This is a genomic window from Acidimicrobiales bacterium (assembly GCA_022452035.1).
Taxonomy (GTDB): Bacteria; Actinomycetota; Acidimicrobiia; order Acidimicrobiales; family MedAcidi-G1; genus UBA9410.
Map to the genome: position 1 here is coordinate 1 of JAKURV010000032.1, position 17,391 is coordinate 17,391.

22 protein-coding genes are annotated in these 17,391 nt (G+C 65.3%); 2 read left to right on the top strand and 20 right to left on the bottom strand.

What is annotated here, in order from left to right:
* The 4 genes from MK181_09660 to MK181_09675 form a co-directional block, all read right to left on the bottom strand.
* Window positions 1-2,028: DEAD/DEAH box helicase (locus MK181_09660; protein ID MCH2420066.1), on the bottom strand; the 2,028-nt coding region annotated here is incomplete at its 3' end.
* Window positions 2,025-2,795 (bottom strand): twin-arginine translocase subunit TatC, encoded by a 771-nt coding sequence (gene tatC, locus MK181_09665; protein ID MCH2420067.1) that lies wholly within the window; start codon window positions 2,793-2,795, stop codon window positions 2,025-2,027. The genes tatC and MK181_09660, both read right to left, overlap by 4 nt.
* Window positions 2,788-3,054 (bottom strand): twin-arginine translocase TatA/TatE family subunit, encoded by a 267-nt coding sequence (locus MK181_09670; GenBank protein MCH2420068.1) that lies wholly within the window; start codon window positions 3,052-3,054, stop codon window positions 2,788-2,790. The genes tatC and MK181_09670 overlap by 8 nt, the downstream gene beginning before the upstream one ends.
* Before the next feature lie 9 nt (window positions 3,055-3,063).
* Complete coding sequence (locus MK181_09675) at window positions 3,064-3,267, bottom strand: hypothetical protein (protein MCH2420069.1); 204 nt, start codon at window positions 3,265-3,267, stop codon at window positions 3,064-3,066.
* 61 nt (window positions 3,268-3,328) lie between these two features.
* On the opposite strand from MK181_09675, the gene MK181_09680 reads away from it, so the two are divergent.
* On the top strand, window positions 3,329-4,039 hold the full coding sequence (locus MK181_09680) for a glycerophosphodiester phosphodiesterase (protein MCH2420070.1): 711 nt from the start codon (window positions 3,329-3,331) through the stop codon (window positions 4,037-4,039).
* Window positions 4,040-4,049: 10 nt separating this feature from the next.
* Here MK181_09680 and lepB read toward each other — a convergent pair whose 3' ends face one another.
* From lepB to arc, 9 genes are all read right to left on the bottom strand, one after another.
* The gene (lepB, locus tag MK181_09685; GenBank protein MCH2420071.1) at window positions 4,050-4,775 is read right to left on the bottom strand and encodes a signal peptidase I; all 726 of its coding nucleotides are present in this window, start codon (window positions 4,773-4,775) and stop codon (window positions 4,050-4,052) included.
* Window positions 4,776-5,035: 260 nt separating this feature from the next.
* Window positions 5,036-5,986, bottom strand: a complete 951-nt coding sequence (locus MK181_09690; protein ID MCH2420072.1) for a WYL domain-containing protein — start codon at window positions 5,984-5,986, stop codon at window positions 5,036-5,038.
* Window positions 5,983-6,906 carry a WYL domain-containing protein gene (locus tag MK181_09695; protein ID MCH2420073.1) on the bottom strand — a complete coding sequence of 308 codons (924 nt, stop codon included), beginning with the start codon at window positions 6,904-6,906 and terminating at the stop codon, window positions 5,983-5,985. Before MK181_09695 ends, MK181_09690 begins: the two co-directional genes overlap by 4 nt.
* Before the next feature lie 85 nt (window positions 6,907-6,991).
* Window positions 6,992-8,353 carry a Pup--protein ligase gene (gene pafA / locus MK181_09700; protein MCH2420074.1) on the bottom strand — a complete coding sequence of 454 codons (1,362 nt, stop codon included), beginning with the start codon at window positions 8,351-8,353 and terminating at the stop codon, window positions 6,992-6,994.
* Window positions 8,354-8,385: 32 nt separating this feature from the next.
* The gene (gene prcA, locus MK181_09705; protein ID MCH2420075.1) at window positions 8,386-9,063 is read right to left on the bottom strand and encodes a proteasome subunit alpha; all 678 of its coding nucleotides are present in this window, start codon (window positions 9,061-9,063) and stop codon (window positions 8,386-8,388) included.
* A complete protein-coding gene (prcB, locus tag MK181_09710) occupies window positions 9,060-9,887 on the bottom strand; it encodes a proteasome subunit beta (protein ID MCH2420076.1) in 828 nt (275 codons plus the stop codon). Before prcB ends, prcA begins: the two co-directional genes overlap by 4 nt.
* A gap of 32 nt (window positions 9,888-9,919) precedes the next feature.
* Window positions 9,920-10,135 (bottom strand): ubiquitin-like protein Pup, encoded by a 216-nt coding sequence (locus MK181_09715; GenBank protein ID MCH2420077.1) that lies wholly within the window; start codon window positions 10,133-10,135, stop codon window positions 9,920-9,922.
* 5 nt (window positions 10,136-10,140) lie between these two features.
* The gene (locus tag MK181_09720) at window positions 10,141-11,652 is read right to left on the bottom strand and encodes a proteasome accessory factor PafA2 (protein MCH2420078.1); all 1,512 of its coding nucleotides are present in this window, start codon (window positions 11,650-11,652) and stop codon (window positions 10,141-10,143) included.
* Window positions 11,653-11,707: 55 nt separating this feature from the next.
* A complete protein-coding gene (gene arc, locus MK181_09725; GenBank protein ID MCH2420079.1) occupies window positions 11,708-13,468 on the bottom strand; it encodes a proteasome ATPase in 1,761 nt (586 codons plus the stop codon).
* Window positions 13,469-13,666: 198 nt separating this feature from the next.
* Between arc and MK181_09730 the strand changes: the two genes are divergently transcribed.
* Entirely contained in the window at window positions 13,667-13,903 is a 237-nt protein-coding gene (locus tag MK181_09730; GenBank protein MCH2420080.1) for a ferredoxin, read from the top strand.
* Between the two features lie 85 nt (window positions 13,904-13,988).
* Here the strand turns inward: MK181_09730 and MK181_09735 are convergent, their stop codons facing one another.
* From MK181_09735 to MK181_09765, 7 genes are all read right to left on the bottom strand, one after another.
* Window positions 13,989-14,750 carry a trypsin-like peptidase domain-containing protein gene (locus MK181_09735; protein MCH2420081.1) on the bottom strand — a complete coding sequence of 254 codons (762 nt, stop codon included), beginning with the start codon at window positions 14,748-14,750 and terminating at the stop codon, window positions 13,989-13,991.
* The gene (locus MK181_09740; protein ID MCH2420082.1) at window positions 14,747-15,520 is read right to left on the bottom strand and encodes a tRNA (adenine-N1)-methyltransferase; all 774 of its coding nucleotides are present in this window, start codon (window positions 15,518-15,520) and stop codon (window positions 14,747-14,749) included. Before MK181_09740 ends, MK181_09735 begins: the two co-directional genes overlap by 4 nt.
* Window positions 15,517-16,455 (bottom strand): adenine nucleotide alpha hydrolase family protein, encoded by a 939-nt coding sequence (locus MK181_09745; GenBank protein ID MCH2420083.1) that lies wholly within the window; start codon window positions 16,453-16,455, stop codon window positions 15,517-15,519. Before MK181_09745 ends, MK181_09740 begins: the two co-directional genes overlap by 4 nt.
* Window positions 16,456-16,481: 26 nt before the next feature.
* The gene (locus MK181_09750; GenBank protein MCH2420084.1) at window positions 16,482-16,682 is read right to left on the bottom strand and encodes a MoaD/ThiS family protein; all 201 of its coding nucleotides are present in this window, start codon (window positions 16,680-16,682) and stop codon (window positions 16,482-16,484) included.
* Entirely contained in the window at window positions 16,679-16,891 is a 213-nt protein-coding gene (locus MK181_09755; GenBank protein ID MCH2420085.1) for a hypothetical protein, read from the bottom strand. The genes MK181_09750 and MK181_09755 overlap by 4 nt, the downstream gene beginning before the upstream one ends.
* A complete protein-coding gene (locus MK181_09760) occupies window positions 16,891-17,097 on the bottom strand; it encodes a hypothetical protein (protein ID MCH2420086.1) in 207 nt (68 codons plus the stop codon). Before MK181_09760 ends, MK181_09755 begins: the two co-directional genes overlap by 1 nt.
* The coding region (locus MK181_09765) for a hypothetical protein (protein ID MCH2420087.1) at window positions 17,090-17,391 on the bottom strand (302 nt) is incomplete at its 5' end. The genes MK181_09760 and MK181_09765, both read right to left, overlap by 8 nt.

The following is a 17,391-nucleotide window of genomic DNA, read 5'->3' on the forward strand; positions in this document are numbered from 1 at the left end:
GAGTGACACTACTCCCCGGTCCAGGCACCGGCCTGCCTCCTCGGCCGTCACTGCCAGAAGGGGTGGGGCCACCTTGGTCAGTTGCCTCATCAGGTCAGTAACGAGGCGAACGTTTCGAACGAACTCACCCCCGGTCAGGGTGCCGTTCAGGACTTCCGCGAGTTCTTCTCCGTTTGCCCAGGCATAGATCACGTGGGCAAAGCCCGGATCCGGGGGTTCGCTCGGCTCTAAACCCTCTTCTCGTTCGGCAGCTGCCACCCCGGCGGCCAGGGCGCATAGTCCATTGAACCGTTCCGGAAAGGCTCCAGCTAGTTGAACTGACGATGGTTCGCCGGGCCCGCGCTTCCGGTAGGACAGACAGGACACCACGGCCGACAGCATTCCCGGGTCTAGGCCTTCCAGGAGCCCAGAGTCCAGGGATTCCACTACCAGGAGGTCGGCCTCGTTGTGGATAGCGGCCAGCGGAAGGCCTCGGTCTTCTAGGGACCATCCGTCAGCCATCCCTCTGGCCTCCAGGACCCGCAGAGCGGCCTCCATCCGTTCCGAGAGACTGGTAGTCGCTGATCGGGAGTCTCGCTTCCGTGGCGGGGGTCTTCTCTTTTTGGTGGCCTGATGAATAGCGACACCCTGCCGATCGAGTTGAAACTGAGCGAATGACCGTGACAGAAGATCAGCAGCTTCGGCCCGGGTTCTACCCAGAACAAGATTTGCCACCATGTTGTAGGTTGGCCGGAAGGCCGAGCGGAGGACGAAATCGCGGCTGCCCGCCAGACCTGCTACTCGATCGAAGGAAACGAAGGGCGACCAGCAGACCAGGGCATGACCTTCGTCGTCTAGGCCACGGCGTCCAGCCCTGCCGGTTAGCTGGGTGAACTGCCCCGGTGTGAGGACCTGGTGGGTCTGGCCGTTGAACTTGGTTAGGCGGTCGATAACCACCGCCCGGGCCGGGAGGTTCACCCCCAGCGCGAGCGTTTCTGTGGCGTACACGATCTTCAGGAGGCCGGCGGCGAACAGCTCCTCCGTGACCTCCTTGAACGCCGGTACCAGCCCGGCATGGTGGGCCGCCACGCCCCGCCGGAGGCCGTCATGCCAGGCCGCCACGCCGAGGGCTGCTAGGTCCGCCTCAGGCAGGTCGGTCAGCCGGTCGTCCACCAGGGCGTCGACGGCTCGCTCCTCGGCGGCATCGTTCAGCTGGACTCCATCACGGATCATGACGTCGCGGGCCTCGTCGCATCCGGCCCGGCTGAAGATGAAGTGGATGGCTGGGAGCATGTCGTGGCGGGACAGCTCAGCCAGGACCTCGTCCCGGCGAGGTGAGGCCCAGCCTCGGCGACCGCGTCCCCGCCCGTGACGGGTCTGCCTGTCCACGTCAAACCGCTGCCCGTCGGGGTTTGATCGGTTACCGCTCCGGATGGACAGCCGGTGGACACGTCGGGGGCGACCCCGTTCGGCCACCAGGTAGTGGGAGTTCAGGCGGACCGGTCGACGGTCCTCGCGTACCACCGTCGTCGGCCCGCGCTCGGCGGTGAGCCAGTCGCCTAACTCCTTTGCGTTGGACACCGTGGCGGAGAGCGCCACTATCCCTACGTCCTCGGCCAGGTTGAGAACTACCTCCTCCCAGACGGCACCCCGGTACGGGTCCTCCAGGAAGTGGACCTCGTCTAGGACCACCCATCCGAGTCCCTCGGTGGCCGGGGATCCCGCGTAGAGCATGTTCCGGAGGACCTCGGTGGTCATGACCACCACTGGTGCCTCAGGGGCGATGACCTGGTCGCCGGTCATCAGGCCGACTGTGTCGTCGCCCAGCCGTTCGCCCAGGTCGCGAAACTTCTGGTTGGAGAGGGCCTTAATGGGTGCCGTGTAGAAGGCCCGGCGTCCAGCGGCTAACGCCGAGTCGATGGCATGTTCGGCCACCACCGTCTTACCGCTGGAGGTCGGGGCCGACACCAGGACAGAACGCCCGGCGTCCACGGCGGCCATTGCCTCGACCTGGAAGCGGTCGAGCTCAAAGGGCCGGCCGTCGGTCACTCGGATCCGGCTCGCCGGTGGCGGCGGGCCCTTAGCGCTCCCACCAGGATCGCCATCTCGTAGAAGGCGACCATAGGAACGGACAACAACAACAGGGTGAACGGGTCGCCACTGGGTGTCAGAACGGCCACTACCGCGACGATTCCAACGATGGCGTACCGCCGAACCCGTCGCAGCGATGCCGGGGTCAGGATGCCTAGGACTTGAAGGAGGACTAGGAGGAGCGGGAACTGGAAGCCGATTCCGAAAGCCAAGGTCATCTTCACAACGAATCCCAGGTACCGGGCAGGTGAGAAGACGCTTATCAGGTCCGGCCCTCCGATTCCGATTAGGAAGTCCAGGGCCCGCGGGATGCTCCAGTAGGCGAGGCCGCAGCCGGCCCCGAACAGGAGGACTCCCAGGCCGACGAACAGGACGCCCCACCGTCGTTCCCGTGCATGGAGACCGGGTGCCACGAAGCGCCAGGACTGCCACAGCAGGACCGGCATGGCCAGAGCGATCCCTCCATAGCCCGCCACCATCATTCGGACTCCGAAGGGCTCCAGCGGATCAGTGACCAGCAACTCGCACCCCGTGCCGAAGGCACTGCCCTCCACCGCCTCTCCCCGGATGTGGCAGTAGGGCTCCAGCAGGAGATCCAGGATCTGCGGGTAGAACACCCACGCGGCCACTGCCCCAGCCACAACAGCCAGCGTCGAGCGGATCAGTCGACTGCGGAGCTCCTCGAGGTGACCCATGAGGGTCATCTGCCCGTCGGGGTCAGCCACCAGCCTCCTCCGCTTCATCGGTGGCCGACTCGGGCGACGTAGATCCGGTCAGGCGATGTCCCCGCTCACGGGCCATGGCCTCGAGGGACGGGTCCTCCACCAGGTCTCGGAACTCTTCCTGGAATCCCGTGGCCACCCGTCGGACTTCTCGAATCACCCGACCGAACTGCCGGGCGACCACCGCCAGCCTGCCCGGACCGAGTACCACGAGGCCCAGCAGCAGGATGACCAGGATCTCGCCACCCCCGATGTTTCCCATGGGGTGAACCTACCGACGCCCTAGCCGAGCGGTGCCTGACTCCAGGCTGCGAGTCGACCGGGATAGGTCGGCCACCACCACGGCAAGTCGACCGAACCGGTGAAGGGAACGCACGGTGGCCTCCAACTCTCGAGACAACCGAGCCGACACGACAGCCAGGACCGACACGGCAGCCACTAAGACCCCCGTGCACAGCAGAAGGCTTCCTTCCATCATTCCGAGCCTAGGCGTCATGGTGCCAGCGTCCGGTGGGCCAGCCCGGCATGATGACTGGGTGTCCAATCCGCCGCTGACCGCCCCCCTGCTGTTCGCCCACCGAGGCGGCCGTGCCCACGCCCCGGAAAACACATTGGAGGCCTTCGTCCTTGCCCTTCGGCTGGGTGCCACGGGGCTAGAGAGCGATGTCTGGTGCTCGGCGGATGGGGTTCCGGTCCTCCACCACGACGGGCGGATCGGCCGAAGGTTCCGTCGCCGGACCATTTCGACCCTGACCATTCCGGACCTCCCGCCGGATGTTCCGACGTTGGCCGACCTCTACACCAGGGTGGGCTCCCAGGTACCCCTGTCGTTGGACGTCAAGGATTCGGAGGCCGTGTCCGACATCCTCCGTGTGGCCTCCGATCACGGAGCCCTCCCCCAGCTCTGGCTCTGCCACCCGGATCCAGAACTCTTGACCCAGTGGCGGGACCTGGACTCGCAGGTCGTCCTCGTCCACTCCACCCGCCTCGAGCGCATGTCCGGAGGACTGGAACGGTGGGCCGCCGACCTGTCAGATGCCGGAATTGACGCTGTGAACCTCCCCGAGCCGGACTGGAGCGGGGGCCTGGTGTCGCTCTTCCGTCGGTTCGGCCTCCGGTGCCTGGGCTGGGACGCTCAGCACCCCCGCCAGATCGACCGGCTCCTCCAGATGCGCCTAGACGGAATCTTCGGCGACCACGTCGATCGTCTGGTCGACGGCGCGGCACGCCTCCACGGCAGGCTCTGAACGCTGGAGGTCAGAGCCTGTCTAGGCCTCCCAGCGGCCAAACTCGCACGAAGGCCCGTCCCACGATCGAATCGACGGGCACCGGACCGTAGTAGCGACTGTCCCGGGAGTTGCCCCGGTTGTCCCCCAGGACGAAGACGTGACCGTCGGGAACCGTGCACCCGGCGGTGGTGTCCTGGTTCGCACACCACGGCACCGTCGTGAAGCCCGCCGTCCCGTCAGGGACCGGGAGGTATGGCTCGATCAGGAGGCCACCGTCGATCAGTACCCGTCCGCTATCTGTAGTGACCGTCTCACCGGGGAGGGCGATAACCCGCTTGATCAGGTCGTCGGCACCTACTCCCGACTCGGGACGTGGGTGGAACACCACCAAGTCCCCGCGGTTTACGTCGTGGAGTCGGTAACTCACCTTGTTGACCAGGATCCGGTCCCCTGAGGACAGCGTCGGCTCCATGGAGGGACTCGGTATGTAGAAGGCCTGGAAGAGGAAGGCCCGGACGATCAGGGCCAAGGCCAGGGCCCCGACCAGCACCACCCCCCATTCCAGGACAGTCCGACGGGCCGAACGGATCGTCCCCGGGATCCCGAGGTCCACCTCGGGAGAGGGGTCCGATATCGGATGCCCGGCGAGTTCGCTGGGTGGTTGGGGGGTGACGACCACCTCGGGAACTACGAAGGTTCTGTCGACCATTCGATCCTGGCCCACTGGCCCACCTGTTAGGTCCTCCCGGGTCACGATTGCCGGTCCTCCCGAGGGGTCGGCCGTAGGTCCTGTCAGTGATGACGGTGCCGTCCCGTCGGGCGTCCCTTCAGGTCGTCACCCGGCCGGTTCAGGATCAGTATTTTCTTCGGCCACTGACCGGGCCCGGGCCCGGGCAAGCACGTCGTCGGCCCACGCCTCGTCTCCCGATCCGGGTATCGACCGCGGGGTCTCGGGTGTCTGATCGGGCACGGATCGAACCTACCCGTCGGGCGGTGTCACTCGGTGGCGCGCCACTACTGGTAGCGGGTCAGAACGCGTGCTGCGGCGGCGGCCCGCAGCTCCTCACCCTGACCCTCGGGCGCCGAGCCCACCCGGGCTGCCGGGCCCAAGCGGAGCAGGAGGCGTTCCAGCCACCGGTCTGCCGTCACCGGCAGGGTGACCCGAACCCGGCCATCGTCTAGGTGGTCCAGGGCGGTGTGCGGGTACTGGTCAACTACCCAGTGGACCTCCGGATCCAGTTCGAGGACCACCTCGGGGAGGCTTCCATCCACGGGGATGCCGTCCATTGCTTCGGCCTCCTCCTCCACCGGGATGAACGGCAGATCGGTCAGCGTGACACCGCGTACCCGGTCCAGGCGGAACACCCGTCCGGCTCCCACCGATCGGCAGTAGGCGGTCAGGTACCAGAAGCCGTCGTAGATACACCGGTGAGGTTCCACCACCCGCCTCGTTTCCTCATCACGGTTGTAGGAGTAGTAGTCCAGCTCCACACACCGACCCGATCGGATGGCCTCCCGCAGGAGTGTCAGAACCTTCTCCCCGCCGGAGGTCAGGCGGAGCTCCACTGTTGGGGCCTTGGAAGTCTGCGTGCCGACCAGCTTGGCTACGGCCCGCTCCAGGGGTCCTAACCGGTCATCGCCCAACAGGACGGCCGCGGCCCGGCCCGCTGCCACTAGGGCTGCCAGGTCGGCACTCCCCATCCTCATAGGTCTATCCAGCAGAGTGTCGCGATCGATTCGGATCTGGTCCTCGGTCACGACCACGTCGAAACTCAGAAAGTGCTGGTACCTGTCAGCCGAAACGAAATTCACAACGTCGGTCAGGTCGGAAACCAGGTCGGCGGCCGGGTAGTCGAACCGGTCCGACACCTCGGCGATGGTGGCACCTCCCGGACGGTGCTCCCGCAACCATGGGATCAGGGCAAGGAGTCGCTGGACCCGCTGAGCGGCGCCAAGTCCGCTCACGCCAGTGCCTCCAGCCAGGACACCATTTCGTCACGGAACCCGGTCGGGGCCACGACCTCGGCGCCGTCCAGAAAGGTCAGGACGAAGGACCGGAAGGCCGCGGCGTCCCGGACCATCTCTCGTACCAGTACCGAGCCGTCTTCGCGCTTCTCGATGATTTCGACACCACGGAGAAAGCTGGTCAACCACGGGACGTGCCGCTTGTCGACCAAGAGGTCCACCGCGACCTCGTCACCGTCTCCGAACTGCCAGGCATGGTCCTCGCGTACCTCGATGAGCGCACCCGGAACGGCAATCACCTCGTCGGTGACGAAGACCGGCCCCTCGAACCGATCGCATCTGTACTGCCGTCCGGCACCCCGACCGCGGTCCAGGCCGGACAGTTGCCAGTGACCCCGGGTGAAGACAAGTCGATGGGGTTCAACTGTCCGGCACTCTCCCCGATAGTCGAACGAAACCACCCGTCTTTCCATGACGGCCCCCATCAGTTCGCGGACCAAAGGCCCGTCAGCCACTTCAGCCACGGGAGTAGTCCGGTCCCCTCCATCGGCCGACGGGCTTCCACCAAGCAGCCAGATCGGGACGTCGGGACGTGCCGCGTCGAAGCGGACCAGCGCCGAGGCCAGCGCCAGGCTCGCCATCTCCTCGGCGTCCAGGATCGGAAGATCTGCCTCGAACTCGGAACGGCGGATGCTGTAGCCGTCCAGCGGCGGATCGGTACCTGGAACCGTGTCGACTGCGATGGGAAGGCCCATGCCTCGGAGCTCGTCCTTGTCGCGTTCGAAGGTCCGACGGAAGGCCACCTCGTCCTCGGCGTAGGCGCCGGGCGGGAGATGGTTCCGGATCTCGTGCCGGCCCAGGGGCTGCTCTGTCTCCAGCAGCAGGGCCACCAGGTCTAGGAGCCTCTCCAGCTTCATCATCTCGGCCACCGTCCCACCCTATGTCGGGCCGTTCGGCCTCTCCCGGGCCCCTTCCGGGCCGAGCCAAGGGTCCCGGGAGAGGTGATCAGAGGGAGTCAATCAGTTTCTGGACCCGTTCATCTTCGAACCGGAACGGGTCCTTGCATAGGACGGTCCGCTGGGCCTGGTCGTTCAGTTTCAGATGGACCCAGTCCACGGTGTAGTCCCGCCGCTGCTCCTTGGCCCGGCGGATGAAGTCCCCGCGGAGCCGAGCGCGGGTATCGGTCGGTGCCTCCGCCTCGGCCGTGGTGATCTCCCGATCGGTGGTCACTCGTTCGACCAGGCCCCGATCCTGCATGCGGTAGAAGAGCCCCCGCCGCCGGTCCACGTCGTGGTACTGCAGGTCCAAGAGGAGAACCCGGGGGTCGGCCAGGGCGAGCCCGTGGCGTTCCCTGTAGGCCTCCACCAAGTGGTACTTGGCCACCCAGTCGCATTCCTGTCGCAACTCGAGAGGGTCCCGTTCGATCCCTTCGAGGCAGTGCTGCCACATAGCCAGAACTTGGTCCTCCTCGGCCGACGTGTCACGCCGTTCCGCGAACCGGATTGCCCGGTCCAGGAACTCCCGCTGGATGTCCAAAGGACTGAGTTCACGCCCGCTGGCCAGCCTTACCGTCCGACGACACGTGAGATCATTGCTGATCTCACGGATGGCCCTGATCGGGTTTTCCAGAGTCATGTCCCGGAACACCACGCTCGGTTCCTCCAGCATTCGGAGCAGCAGTCCGCACGCTCCAACCTTCAGGAACCCCGCGTACTCGCTCATGTTGGAGTCACCGACGATCACGTGCAGACGTCGGTACCGCTCGGCGTCAGCGTGGGGCTCGTCACGCGAGTTAATGATGGGACGTGACCGGGTGGTAGCGCTTGACACTCCCTCCCAGATATGGGCTGCCCGCTGGCTGATGCTGTAGCCGGCACCACCCCGAGCGGTCTCGTAGATCTTCCCGGCCCCCGCCCAGATCTGACGGCTAACCAGAAAGGGAATGAGCACCTCGTCATGGTCCGACATGTCGTCTCGACGGGTGGTCAGGTAGTTCTCGTGGCAGCCGTACGAGTTGTTGGCCGAGTCGGTGTTGTTCTTGAAGAGGAAGACGTCGCCATCGATCCCCTCCTCTCGAAGCCGTTGCTCAGCACTCCCCACCAACTGCTCCAGGATTCGTTCCCCTGCCTTGTCGTGGGTCACCACGTCGCGAACAGACGCGCACTCCGGGGTGGCGTACTCGGGATGTGATCCCACGTCGAGGTACAACCGGGCGCCGTTGGGGAGGAACACGTTTGAACTCCGCCCCCAGTCCACGATTCGACGGAACAGGTACCGCGCCACCTCGTCCGGGCTGAGGCGACGAGAACCGTCGACGGTGCAGGTGATGCCGTACTCGTTCTCGATTCCGTAGATCCGGCGTTGCACCGTCCGACCTCAGGCTGTCGGAACGCCAGAAGTCACGCCAGAAGGGCGTCCAACTCGTCGCCCTCCACCCGCCGGAAGGCTCGGCGGCCGCTCTGACGTGCTAGTACCGCCACCTCCAGATCGTCTCCAACCAGAGTGCGGTCCGGCCCGGCCAGTGCACCCACCGAGGCCTTGACTGCATCTGTCAGGCCGGCTTCCTGGTTCCATGTCCCCTCCAACCGGTCCCGGATGGCCTCAGCCTCACCCCCGATGACCACGAAGGAGGCCATGTCCATGACCGTGCCGTCATAAAGGAGGTGGAAGAGCTGATCGCCACCGTCCTCCTCGCTCATCTCGGCTACCAGCATCTCTACCTCGAGGGGTTTCATCTCGTGGGTGAAGTAGTGGCCGAGGATCTGGGCGTACTGGTTGGCCAACGAGCGGGCGTCCACGTCGTCGCGGCTGAAGGCATAGCCCTTGAAGTCGGCGTGGCGGACGCCGGCGATTCGGAGTTGGTCGAACTCGTTGTACCGGCCGACCCCTACGAAGCCGATCCGGTCGTAGATCTCGCTCACCTTACGCAGGGTGTTGGACGGGTTCTCAGCACATAGGAGGACACCGTCGGCGTACGTGCTTCCGATGGCCGCCCGACCGCGAGCGATGCCCTTGCGGGCGTAGTCCGCTTTGTCCTTCATCAACTGCTCGGGCGAGACGTACATGGGCATGGTCATCGGACGATCCCCGATCCTCCGGGTTGCGTCGGGTTCACAACGCTCCCTCCCAGCCGTTCCAACAAGACCGCTGTCCGGTCGGACACTCGCTGATCATCTAGGCGCTCGAAGCCGTCGGCCGTGATCGAGGCCACAATCGGGTAGATGCCTCGTACCGGGTCCGGTCCTCCAGTGGCGCTGTCCTCATCCGCAGCCTGGAAGAGTGCCTCAACGACCACGTCCACGGCGCCGTCCAGATCCAGCGTGTCATGGTGCCGGAGCTTGATCACCGTGGTGGCGTGCAGACTCCCCGACCCGGTGGCGGCATAGTCCCGTTCCTCGTACCGACCGCCGGTCCCATCGAATTGGAACAGGCGACCCTGTCCAACCCTCTCGTCAAAGCCGGCGAATATAGGCACAATCGGAAGTCCCTGCATGGCCAACGGCATGTGGCCCCTCAGCATCTGGCTGAGCTGATTCGCCTTCCCATCCAGGCTCAGCGGGCTGCCCTCTACCTTCTCGTAATGCTCAAGTTGGAGCTGGAACAGGCGCACCATCTCCATGGCCAGGCCGGCCACCCCTGAAATGGCCACCCCCGAGTGGCTGTCGGCAGGGAAGACCTTCTCGATTGTCCTGTGGCTGATGAAGTTCCCCGACGTGGCCCGCCGGTCGCCGGCCATAACGACGCCGTCGACGTACCGAACAGCAACCACAGTGGTCCCGTGGGTGATTAGCGCTGGGTCGATGCGGTCGGGCATGTCCGGGGCACCTACGCCGAGCCGACCAAGCAGGCCAACGAAACTCGGTCCCGGATCGTCGTCGGGGGTGAAAAGGGGAAGCGTCACGGCCCGGAGGCTAACCCGCCCACCGGGTTGCCCTACTCGCCACCTTTCTGGATGTAGCTCTTCACGAACTCCTCGGCGTTGGTCTCCAGGACCTCGTCGATCTCGTCCAGGAGGTCGTCCAACTCCCCCTTTAGGCGCTCACTACGTTCGGTGGACGCAGGAGCGACTGGCTCAGCACCCGCGTCCTCCTCACGGTCAGAGGTCTCCCGCTGTCGCTGTTCCCGTTCGGCCATTTCCATGTCCTCCATGCCCCTCAAGCGGTTAGGCGGTCGAGCAGCTCCTCCACCGTCTCGCAGGTGTCGAGGAGCGTACCGACATGGTCCACCGTGCCACGGGTGGGCTCCATCATCGGCACTCGGCGAAGCGCCTCCCCGCCGACATCGAACACAATCGAGTCCCAGTTGGCAGCCACGATCCGGTCTGGCCAACGCTTCAGACACTGCCCCCGGAAATAGGCCCGTGTGTCGCCCGGTGGGTTATCCATGGCCCAACGCGCTTCGTCGACTTCGACCAGGGTCTCGGCTCCCATCCGGGCGAAGAGCGACCGGTCTGGCCGAAGGTCGTGGTACTGGAGGTCCAGAGCGGCCAACTTGAGATCGTCCGTCGACAGCCCGTGGCGCTCCCGGAAGCCATCCATCACCCGCCGCTTGGTGATCCAGTCCAGCTGGCCAATCAGCGATTCGGGGTCCGACTCCAGGCCGGTTAGGACGTTCTCCCAGCGCTCCACTACTTCGTCAGCCACAGGCCCGCCCACCGCGTCGGTTCCCCGCTCACGGAGGTACTTCTGGGCCGCCTCGAGTAGGCCCCACTGAAGTTCGAGGGCGGTAGCCGTCCGGGTGTCGGTCAAGGTCACCAAGCCGGTCAGATTGACGTCCCAAGACACGGACTGCATGGCCAGGACGGGGTCTCGGAGGGCCACCGTTCCGTCCAGGAAATCGTCCTCCACCATGGCCAGGATGATGGCCGTGGTCCCCACTTTCAGGAAGGTGGCCACCTCGCAGAGATTGGCGTCGCCCACGATGACGTGCAGCCGGCGGTACCGGAGCGGATCGGCGTGTGGCTCGTCTCGAGTGTTGATAATGGGTCGCTTCAGGGTGGTCTCCAAACCCACCTCCTCCTCGAAGAAGTCGGCCCGCTGGGTTATCTGGTATGACAAGTAGTTCCGGTCCCGGAAGGGCAACTCGCAGCCCACCTTTCCCGCACCGGTGAATACCTGTCGGGTCACGAAGTGGGTGGTCGCGTGCTGCACGATCCGGCCGAACGGAGTCGCCCGGTCCATCAGGTAGTTCTCGTGGCACCCGTAGCTGTTGCCCTTGCCGTCAGAGTTGTTCTTGTAGACGACCAGTTCCTGGCCCTCTGGAAGCACCTCGTTGGCCGCCTCCATGGACTCGATGAGGATCATCTCCGCCGCTCGGTCCTGGAGGACCACCGTGAGGGCGTCGGCGCACTCCGGGGTGGACAACTCGGGGTGGGCGTGGTCGACGTAGTAGCGGGCGCCGTTGGTGAGCACGGCATTCACGAGGTGGGTCTCGATCTCAGGTGCCAGGGCGTCCAGGGGCGTGAAGCCGCGAACGTCAACGGACGGGGATTCGTCCACGAAGTCCCATCCCACTCGCGGTGCACCGGGTCCGCTCCCTGGGTCGGCCCGGCGACTCAGGTAGGCGTTGATAAGCAGCGATGAGGCGCTGATCGGGTTCGGGTCGGCGACCCCCCGATGAACAATGCCGTACTCCGTCTCGATACCCAAGGTCTTGGGGACGGCCATCGCTGGACCCTAGTGGTGCTTCCTTCGGGGTCGCCGGGACCACCGGCCAGTCAACTCAGAGGTACTGGCCGGTTCCTACACCCTCGATGGCCCGCCCACCAGACTCGTCGGCGTTCCTGGAGACCAAGGTACGGACGTAGACGATTCTCTCACCCTTCTTCCCGGAGATCTTCGCCCAGTCGTCCGGGTTGGTGGTGTTGGGAAGGTCCTCATGTTCGGTGAATTCCTGGCGCACCGCCTGGATCAGGTCGTCTACGTGAATCCCGCGTCGCCCGCCCGCCAGTTGACGCTTGATGGCCAGCTTCTTTCCGCGCCGGACGATGTTTTCGACCATGGCTCCGGAGGCGAAGTCACGGAAGTAGAGGATTTCCTTGTCACCGTTCTGGTAGGTCACCTCCAGAAAGCGGTTGCGCTCTTCTTCCGAGTACATCTCGGACACTGTCTCGTCGATCATGGCCAGGGCGGCCTTGTTCCGGTCGCCCCCGCCTGTCGTCTCCACTGATTCCTCGTCGATCGGCAGGTCGCCTACTAGGTAGCGGGCGAAGATCTGTGCCGCAGCCGTCGCGTCCGGTCGTTCAATCTTGATCTTCACGTCGAGGCGGCCCGGGCGCAGGATGGCTGGGTCGATCAGGTCTTCCCGGTTCGAGGCTCCGATCACGATGACGTTCCGCAGTGTCTCGACGCCGTCGATCTCGGCCAGCAACTGGGGAACAATCGTGGACTCGATGTCCGAACTGATGCCCGTGCCCCGTGTCCGGAAGAGGGACTCCATCTCGTCGAAGAAGACGATGACCGGCCACCCCTGTTCAGACTTCTCTCTGGCCCGCTGGAACACCAGCCGGATCTGACGTTCTGTCTCCCCCACGTACTTGTTGAGCAGTTCGGGTCCTTTGATGTTTAAGAAGTAGCTACGGGCTTCTGCGTCGCCTGAAACCTCGGCCACCTTGTTGGCCAGCGAGTTGGCGACCGCCTTGGCGATGAGCGTCTTCCCGCAGCCCGGTGGCCCGTAGAGGAGGATCCCCTTGGGAGCTGGCAGGTCGTACTCGGCGAACAGGTCCTGGTGGAGGAAGGGCAGTTCGACTGCGTCCACGATTAGTTCGATCTGGCGGTCGAGACCCCCTACGTCTTCATAGGTGACGTCCGGGATCTCCTCCAGTACCAGGTCCTGGACTTCGGGGCGGGGTAGGCGTTCCAGGAGCAGGCCGGCCTTCGGGTCCAACATCGCAGAGTCGCCACTGTGCATGCCGATTCCGACAAGGTCGGCGGCCAACTCCACAACGCGCTCTTCGTCTCCCCGGCCGACGATGACGGCCCGTCGACCGCCGGCCATGACTTCTTTGATCGTCACCACCTCGCCGGTGGCCTCGTGCCGACGGGCCATGACCACGCTCATGGCCTCGTTCAGGACGACCTCCTGACCGGGACAAAGGCCCTCGGCTGCCTCCTGGTGGACTGCGACCCGCATCTTGCGGCCACCCGAGTGGACGTCGGCCGTCCCATCGTCGTTCAACTGCACCACGGTCCCGTAGGCCGAGGGGGGCTGGGAGAGCTTCTCCACCTCGTCGCGTAGGGCGGTGATCCGCTCCCGGGCCGTCTCCAGGGTGGTGTTCAACTTCTGGTTGCGGGCGTTGGCCCGTGTTAACTCGCGGTTGGCGTCCCGAATCTCGGATTCGAGGCGACTGATCTGGCGCGGTGTGTCGACCAGGCGGCGGCGCAGTTCTGCCATCTCCTGGTCTCGGTCGTCCGCAGCGGGTTCGCCGTGCGGGGCCTCGTTCCCGGACCCGTCCGGCTCCTCACTTTCCTTGAGTTCGGACACGCCTACCCTCCTGTCCCGACCCTAGTCCTGGACCACTCTCGGTCCTGTGCCAGATGACCCGGGGCCGGTCCGGTGACAAGCGTACGGGGGTCGGTACACTCCTCCCCGTCCCAGGAAAGCAGCTCTAGGGCTGCCATCTTGAAGCAATGACCTATTTTGGGGCACGGTGACCGTGCCTGACGAGAGGACCAACCAACCATGAAGGTCTGGATCGACCAGGACCTGTGCACCGGCGACGGTCTCTGCGAGGAGATCGCCCCCGACGTCTTCGCCCTTCTCGACGACGGACTGGCCTATGTCAAGGATGGCGACAAGATCCTCAGCGACCCGGCAGGTGCCGAAGCGGTTGCTCCAATCCCCGAAGGGCAGTTGGAGGCCACAATCGAGTCGGCCGAGGAGTGCCCCGGCGAGTGCATCTACATCGAGGTTGACTGACGGCCTAGACCAGTTTCGACGTCTGAAGGGCGGCCTCCGGGCCGCCCTTCGACCTTTTTCAACAGTTCCCGTTCTGAAGGTCCCGTCAGAGGCAGGGACCCGTCGGCGTGGCCTTGTTGGCCGTCTCCTCCAGGAGTCGGGACAGTTCTCCGGCCTGCACGGCGTAGGCCACCGATCCCCCACCTCTAATGCGGGAGAACAGCACGCCAACCACGGCCCCCGATCCATCCACAACCGGGGCTCCGGAATGTCCTGTTCGGATGGTGGCCGTGATCTCCAGGGCGTCACGACCGTCGGCTGGACGGCCGTAGATGTCCTCACCGGTAGCTCGGATAAGACGACGAACCGCGATCGGAAGCGCTACCGGACCGTCGGCACCCTCGTGCACCAGCACCGTCCCGAGCGTCCCCGCCACCGCCGTACCCAGATCAAGGGCGGGCGGCAGGTCGAGGGTTCGGAGTGGGCGGAGGAGGGCCAAGTCGCTTACCGGGTCGAAACCCACCACCCGGGCGGCGACCTCCTCTCCTGCCACCTCCACGGTCGGTGCCGTAATACCAGCAACCACGTGGGCCACCGTGGCGATGAGACCATCGGCCACCACGAACCCCGTCCCCACTTGGGCCGTGCGACAGTCCAGGCCTCGGACCTGTAGAACCGAGGCCAGTAGGTGGTTGGTGGGCAGACCTTCAGTGGTTCCGATCGTCGGGATCACGGTGGTCCAAACCGCCGTGTCGGTTGGCGGTCGCACCCCAATCCCGTCGTCTCCTCTGACCGATGCGGTAATAACGATTCCCGCGGAGGCCGCCACGGCCACCGCTACCACGGCCAGGACCCGAGACCGGGTCACTTCTGAAGCAGGCGTGCGTGAGTCAGAAAGGCCGTATGGGCCACCATGCGGTGGTCGGGCCGCACGGCCTGGCCGTCCACGTGCCATGTCCGGTTCAGTACCTCGACCGTCTCGGCGAAGCGGAAGCCGTGGGCGTCTAGGGCGTCCCGAAACTGGGTGGCCTGCAGGATGCTCGGTGTGTACGCCACGATGATCCCTCCGGGCAGGAGGGCACCGGCGGCGTGGGGAACTACCTTCCAGGGTTCCGGAAGGTCGAGGACGACTCGGTCGAGATCCCGAACATCGATCCCCTCGTATGCATCCCGGATCTGGACGTCGTAGCGGTCCAGCGCCCTCGGTCCAAGCATGGTCGTCACGTTCTGCTTCGCCCGTGCGGCAAAGTCCTCCCGGAGTTCGTAGCCGGTGACCTCGGCCCCCGCCCGCAACATGGTCATTGACAGGGCTCCGGAACCGACGCCCGATTCCAGGATCTGCGCCCCCGGGAAAACGTCGGCTAGGAGCAGCAACGGCCCTAGGTCCTTCGGGTAGATGACCTGTGCCCCACGCGGCATCTTGAGCACGTAGTCCGACAACGTGGGTCGGAAGGCAGTGAAGGTGCTGCCCCGGCTTGAGCGCAATACCACGCCCTCGTCTGCGCCGAGGACGGCATCATGGGCGATGACCCCGGTGTGAGAGTGGAACTCTGCCCCGGCAGCTAGCGCCACCAGATATCTCCGCTGCTTGCGGTCTACTAGGAGAACTTGGTCACCTTCGGCGAAAGTCCGGTTCACAATACCCCTCCAGCCGGCGGCCGGCCGAGGAGGAGCGGAACATCGGTCTCAACTTCTGGGGCCCGACCTCCAGCCCGTTCCACCAGGCGACAGAAGGCACAGATCTCGCCGTTGGCTGGAGCCCCGCACCGGACACAGGAACCCACTGCACCCCGTTCCTCAACGACCACCGGGGCGAACCGGTCCACCGCCCGGTCCAGAAACCCGAAGTAGAAATCGTGTTTGGTTCCCGGAGACCGTTCTTCGATAGCGTTCAATGCCTCCTTGTAGCCAAGGTGCCGGTTCCCTTCAGCCATCGGGCATTCCTCCACCACGTACTCGATCCCCCGGAGAACGCAATAAGCGGCCGTTTCCCGTTCGCCTAGGCGGACTAGGGGCTTGACCTTTCGGGGAAAACCCTCGCCGGCCGGGAGCACCGGCTTCTGTCGCCCCAGGTATTCGCCCTGCCACCGGAGTACGTTCCCGAGCAGCACTGCGGCTTCATCGTCCAGATTGTGTCCCGTAACGAGGGCGTCGTAGTTCCCCCGGCGGGCCGCCTCGTCGAATAGGTGTCGCTTAGAGAGGCCACAGGCACTGCATGGCACCCTTCGGGCTGCCCGGGCGCCATTCGGGATGTCATAGCCGTAGTCGGCCGGAAGGTCCACCACCTCGAGGCTCAGGTCACGGTCCTTGGCGAACGCACGGGCGTAGGCCTCTGACTGGCCGCTGTAGCCGTCGATCCCCAGTCCGAGGTAGAGGCCGTCGACCTGGTAACCCAGCTCCAGCAGGATGTCCCATACGGCTAGGGAGTCCTTGCCGCCCGAGACGGCTACCAGAATCCGGTCGCCGGCGGACAACATTCGGTGCTGTTTGATGGCCCTCTCTACCTGGTCGCGACACAGCCTAAGAAAGTGCTCTTCACAGAAGTTGGCGTTGTGCCGTCGCACATCGATCACCGCCGGACCCCGGCAGACCCGACACTTCACCAGGCGCCTCCGGAGATGACTGAGCGAATCTCGATCCGGTCGTCGGCACCCAGGACGTCGTCCCCGGGAACGAGGGTTCCCTCTCGGATGACCAGAACACCCTCGCGGCGTAGATCAAGCCGGGCAAGGAGTGCCGAGACGGCCATCGGTCCCTCGAACTCCACCGTGCGGGTCGGGTTGCGAAGCTCAACGATCACCCGTCCTCACCCCCTTCGTCGAGGTGTCGAACTTCGAGACCTTCCCCCACCTCCAGCCGGGTGCGGTGAGCCGTGGGGGGTCGACCCCCGAGGGCGCGGAACAGGCGACCCACCAGGCCGACGGCCAGAGCTACCTGCCATCCTCGGTGGCCACCAACGAGGCCGCGACGAATCCCGCGGCCTACCAGGGTGGAGAACAGGCCACCCATCAGAATCGGCGGACCTCGACCACCGTCGATCGGCGGTGGCCGGCCCGTCGGCCCACCCAGTAGGCCACGGCCACTACGACAGTGGCAGCCACCGCGGCGGCCAGGATCAGCGACGAGCGTCGGTCCCCGATCGAACCGTCCTCCTCGCCGACCGTGGCCCGGAGCTCCGCTTCCAGGTCCTGGCGGGTAATCCGTTCTTCAACCATCCAACCCCGTCCGTCCACCTATGCGTGACAGGGCCAGGGCTCCGAGTGCCGCCATTGCCGCACTGGCCGCCAGGTAGGGCACCCACGACCAATGTCCATCGAGGACCGACCAGGTCTGGAGGGCCCGCAGCCCTCCCACCGTTAGTAGGACCGTCCCCAGTCCTAGGGTCGTGGCACCGGCCAGCCCGTAGGTCAGGAAGCGACCCGCTGACCGAAGTGGTTCGACGGTCTCCTGACGGACGTACCGTCGGAGAAGGGCGGTCAAGGCGCCGGTCGCCCGGTTGTCAGAGGAGC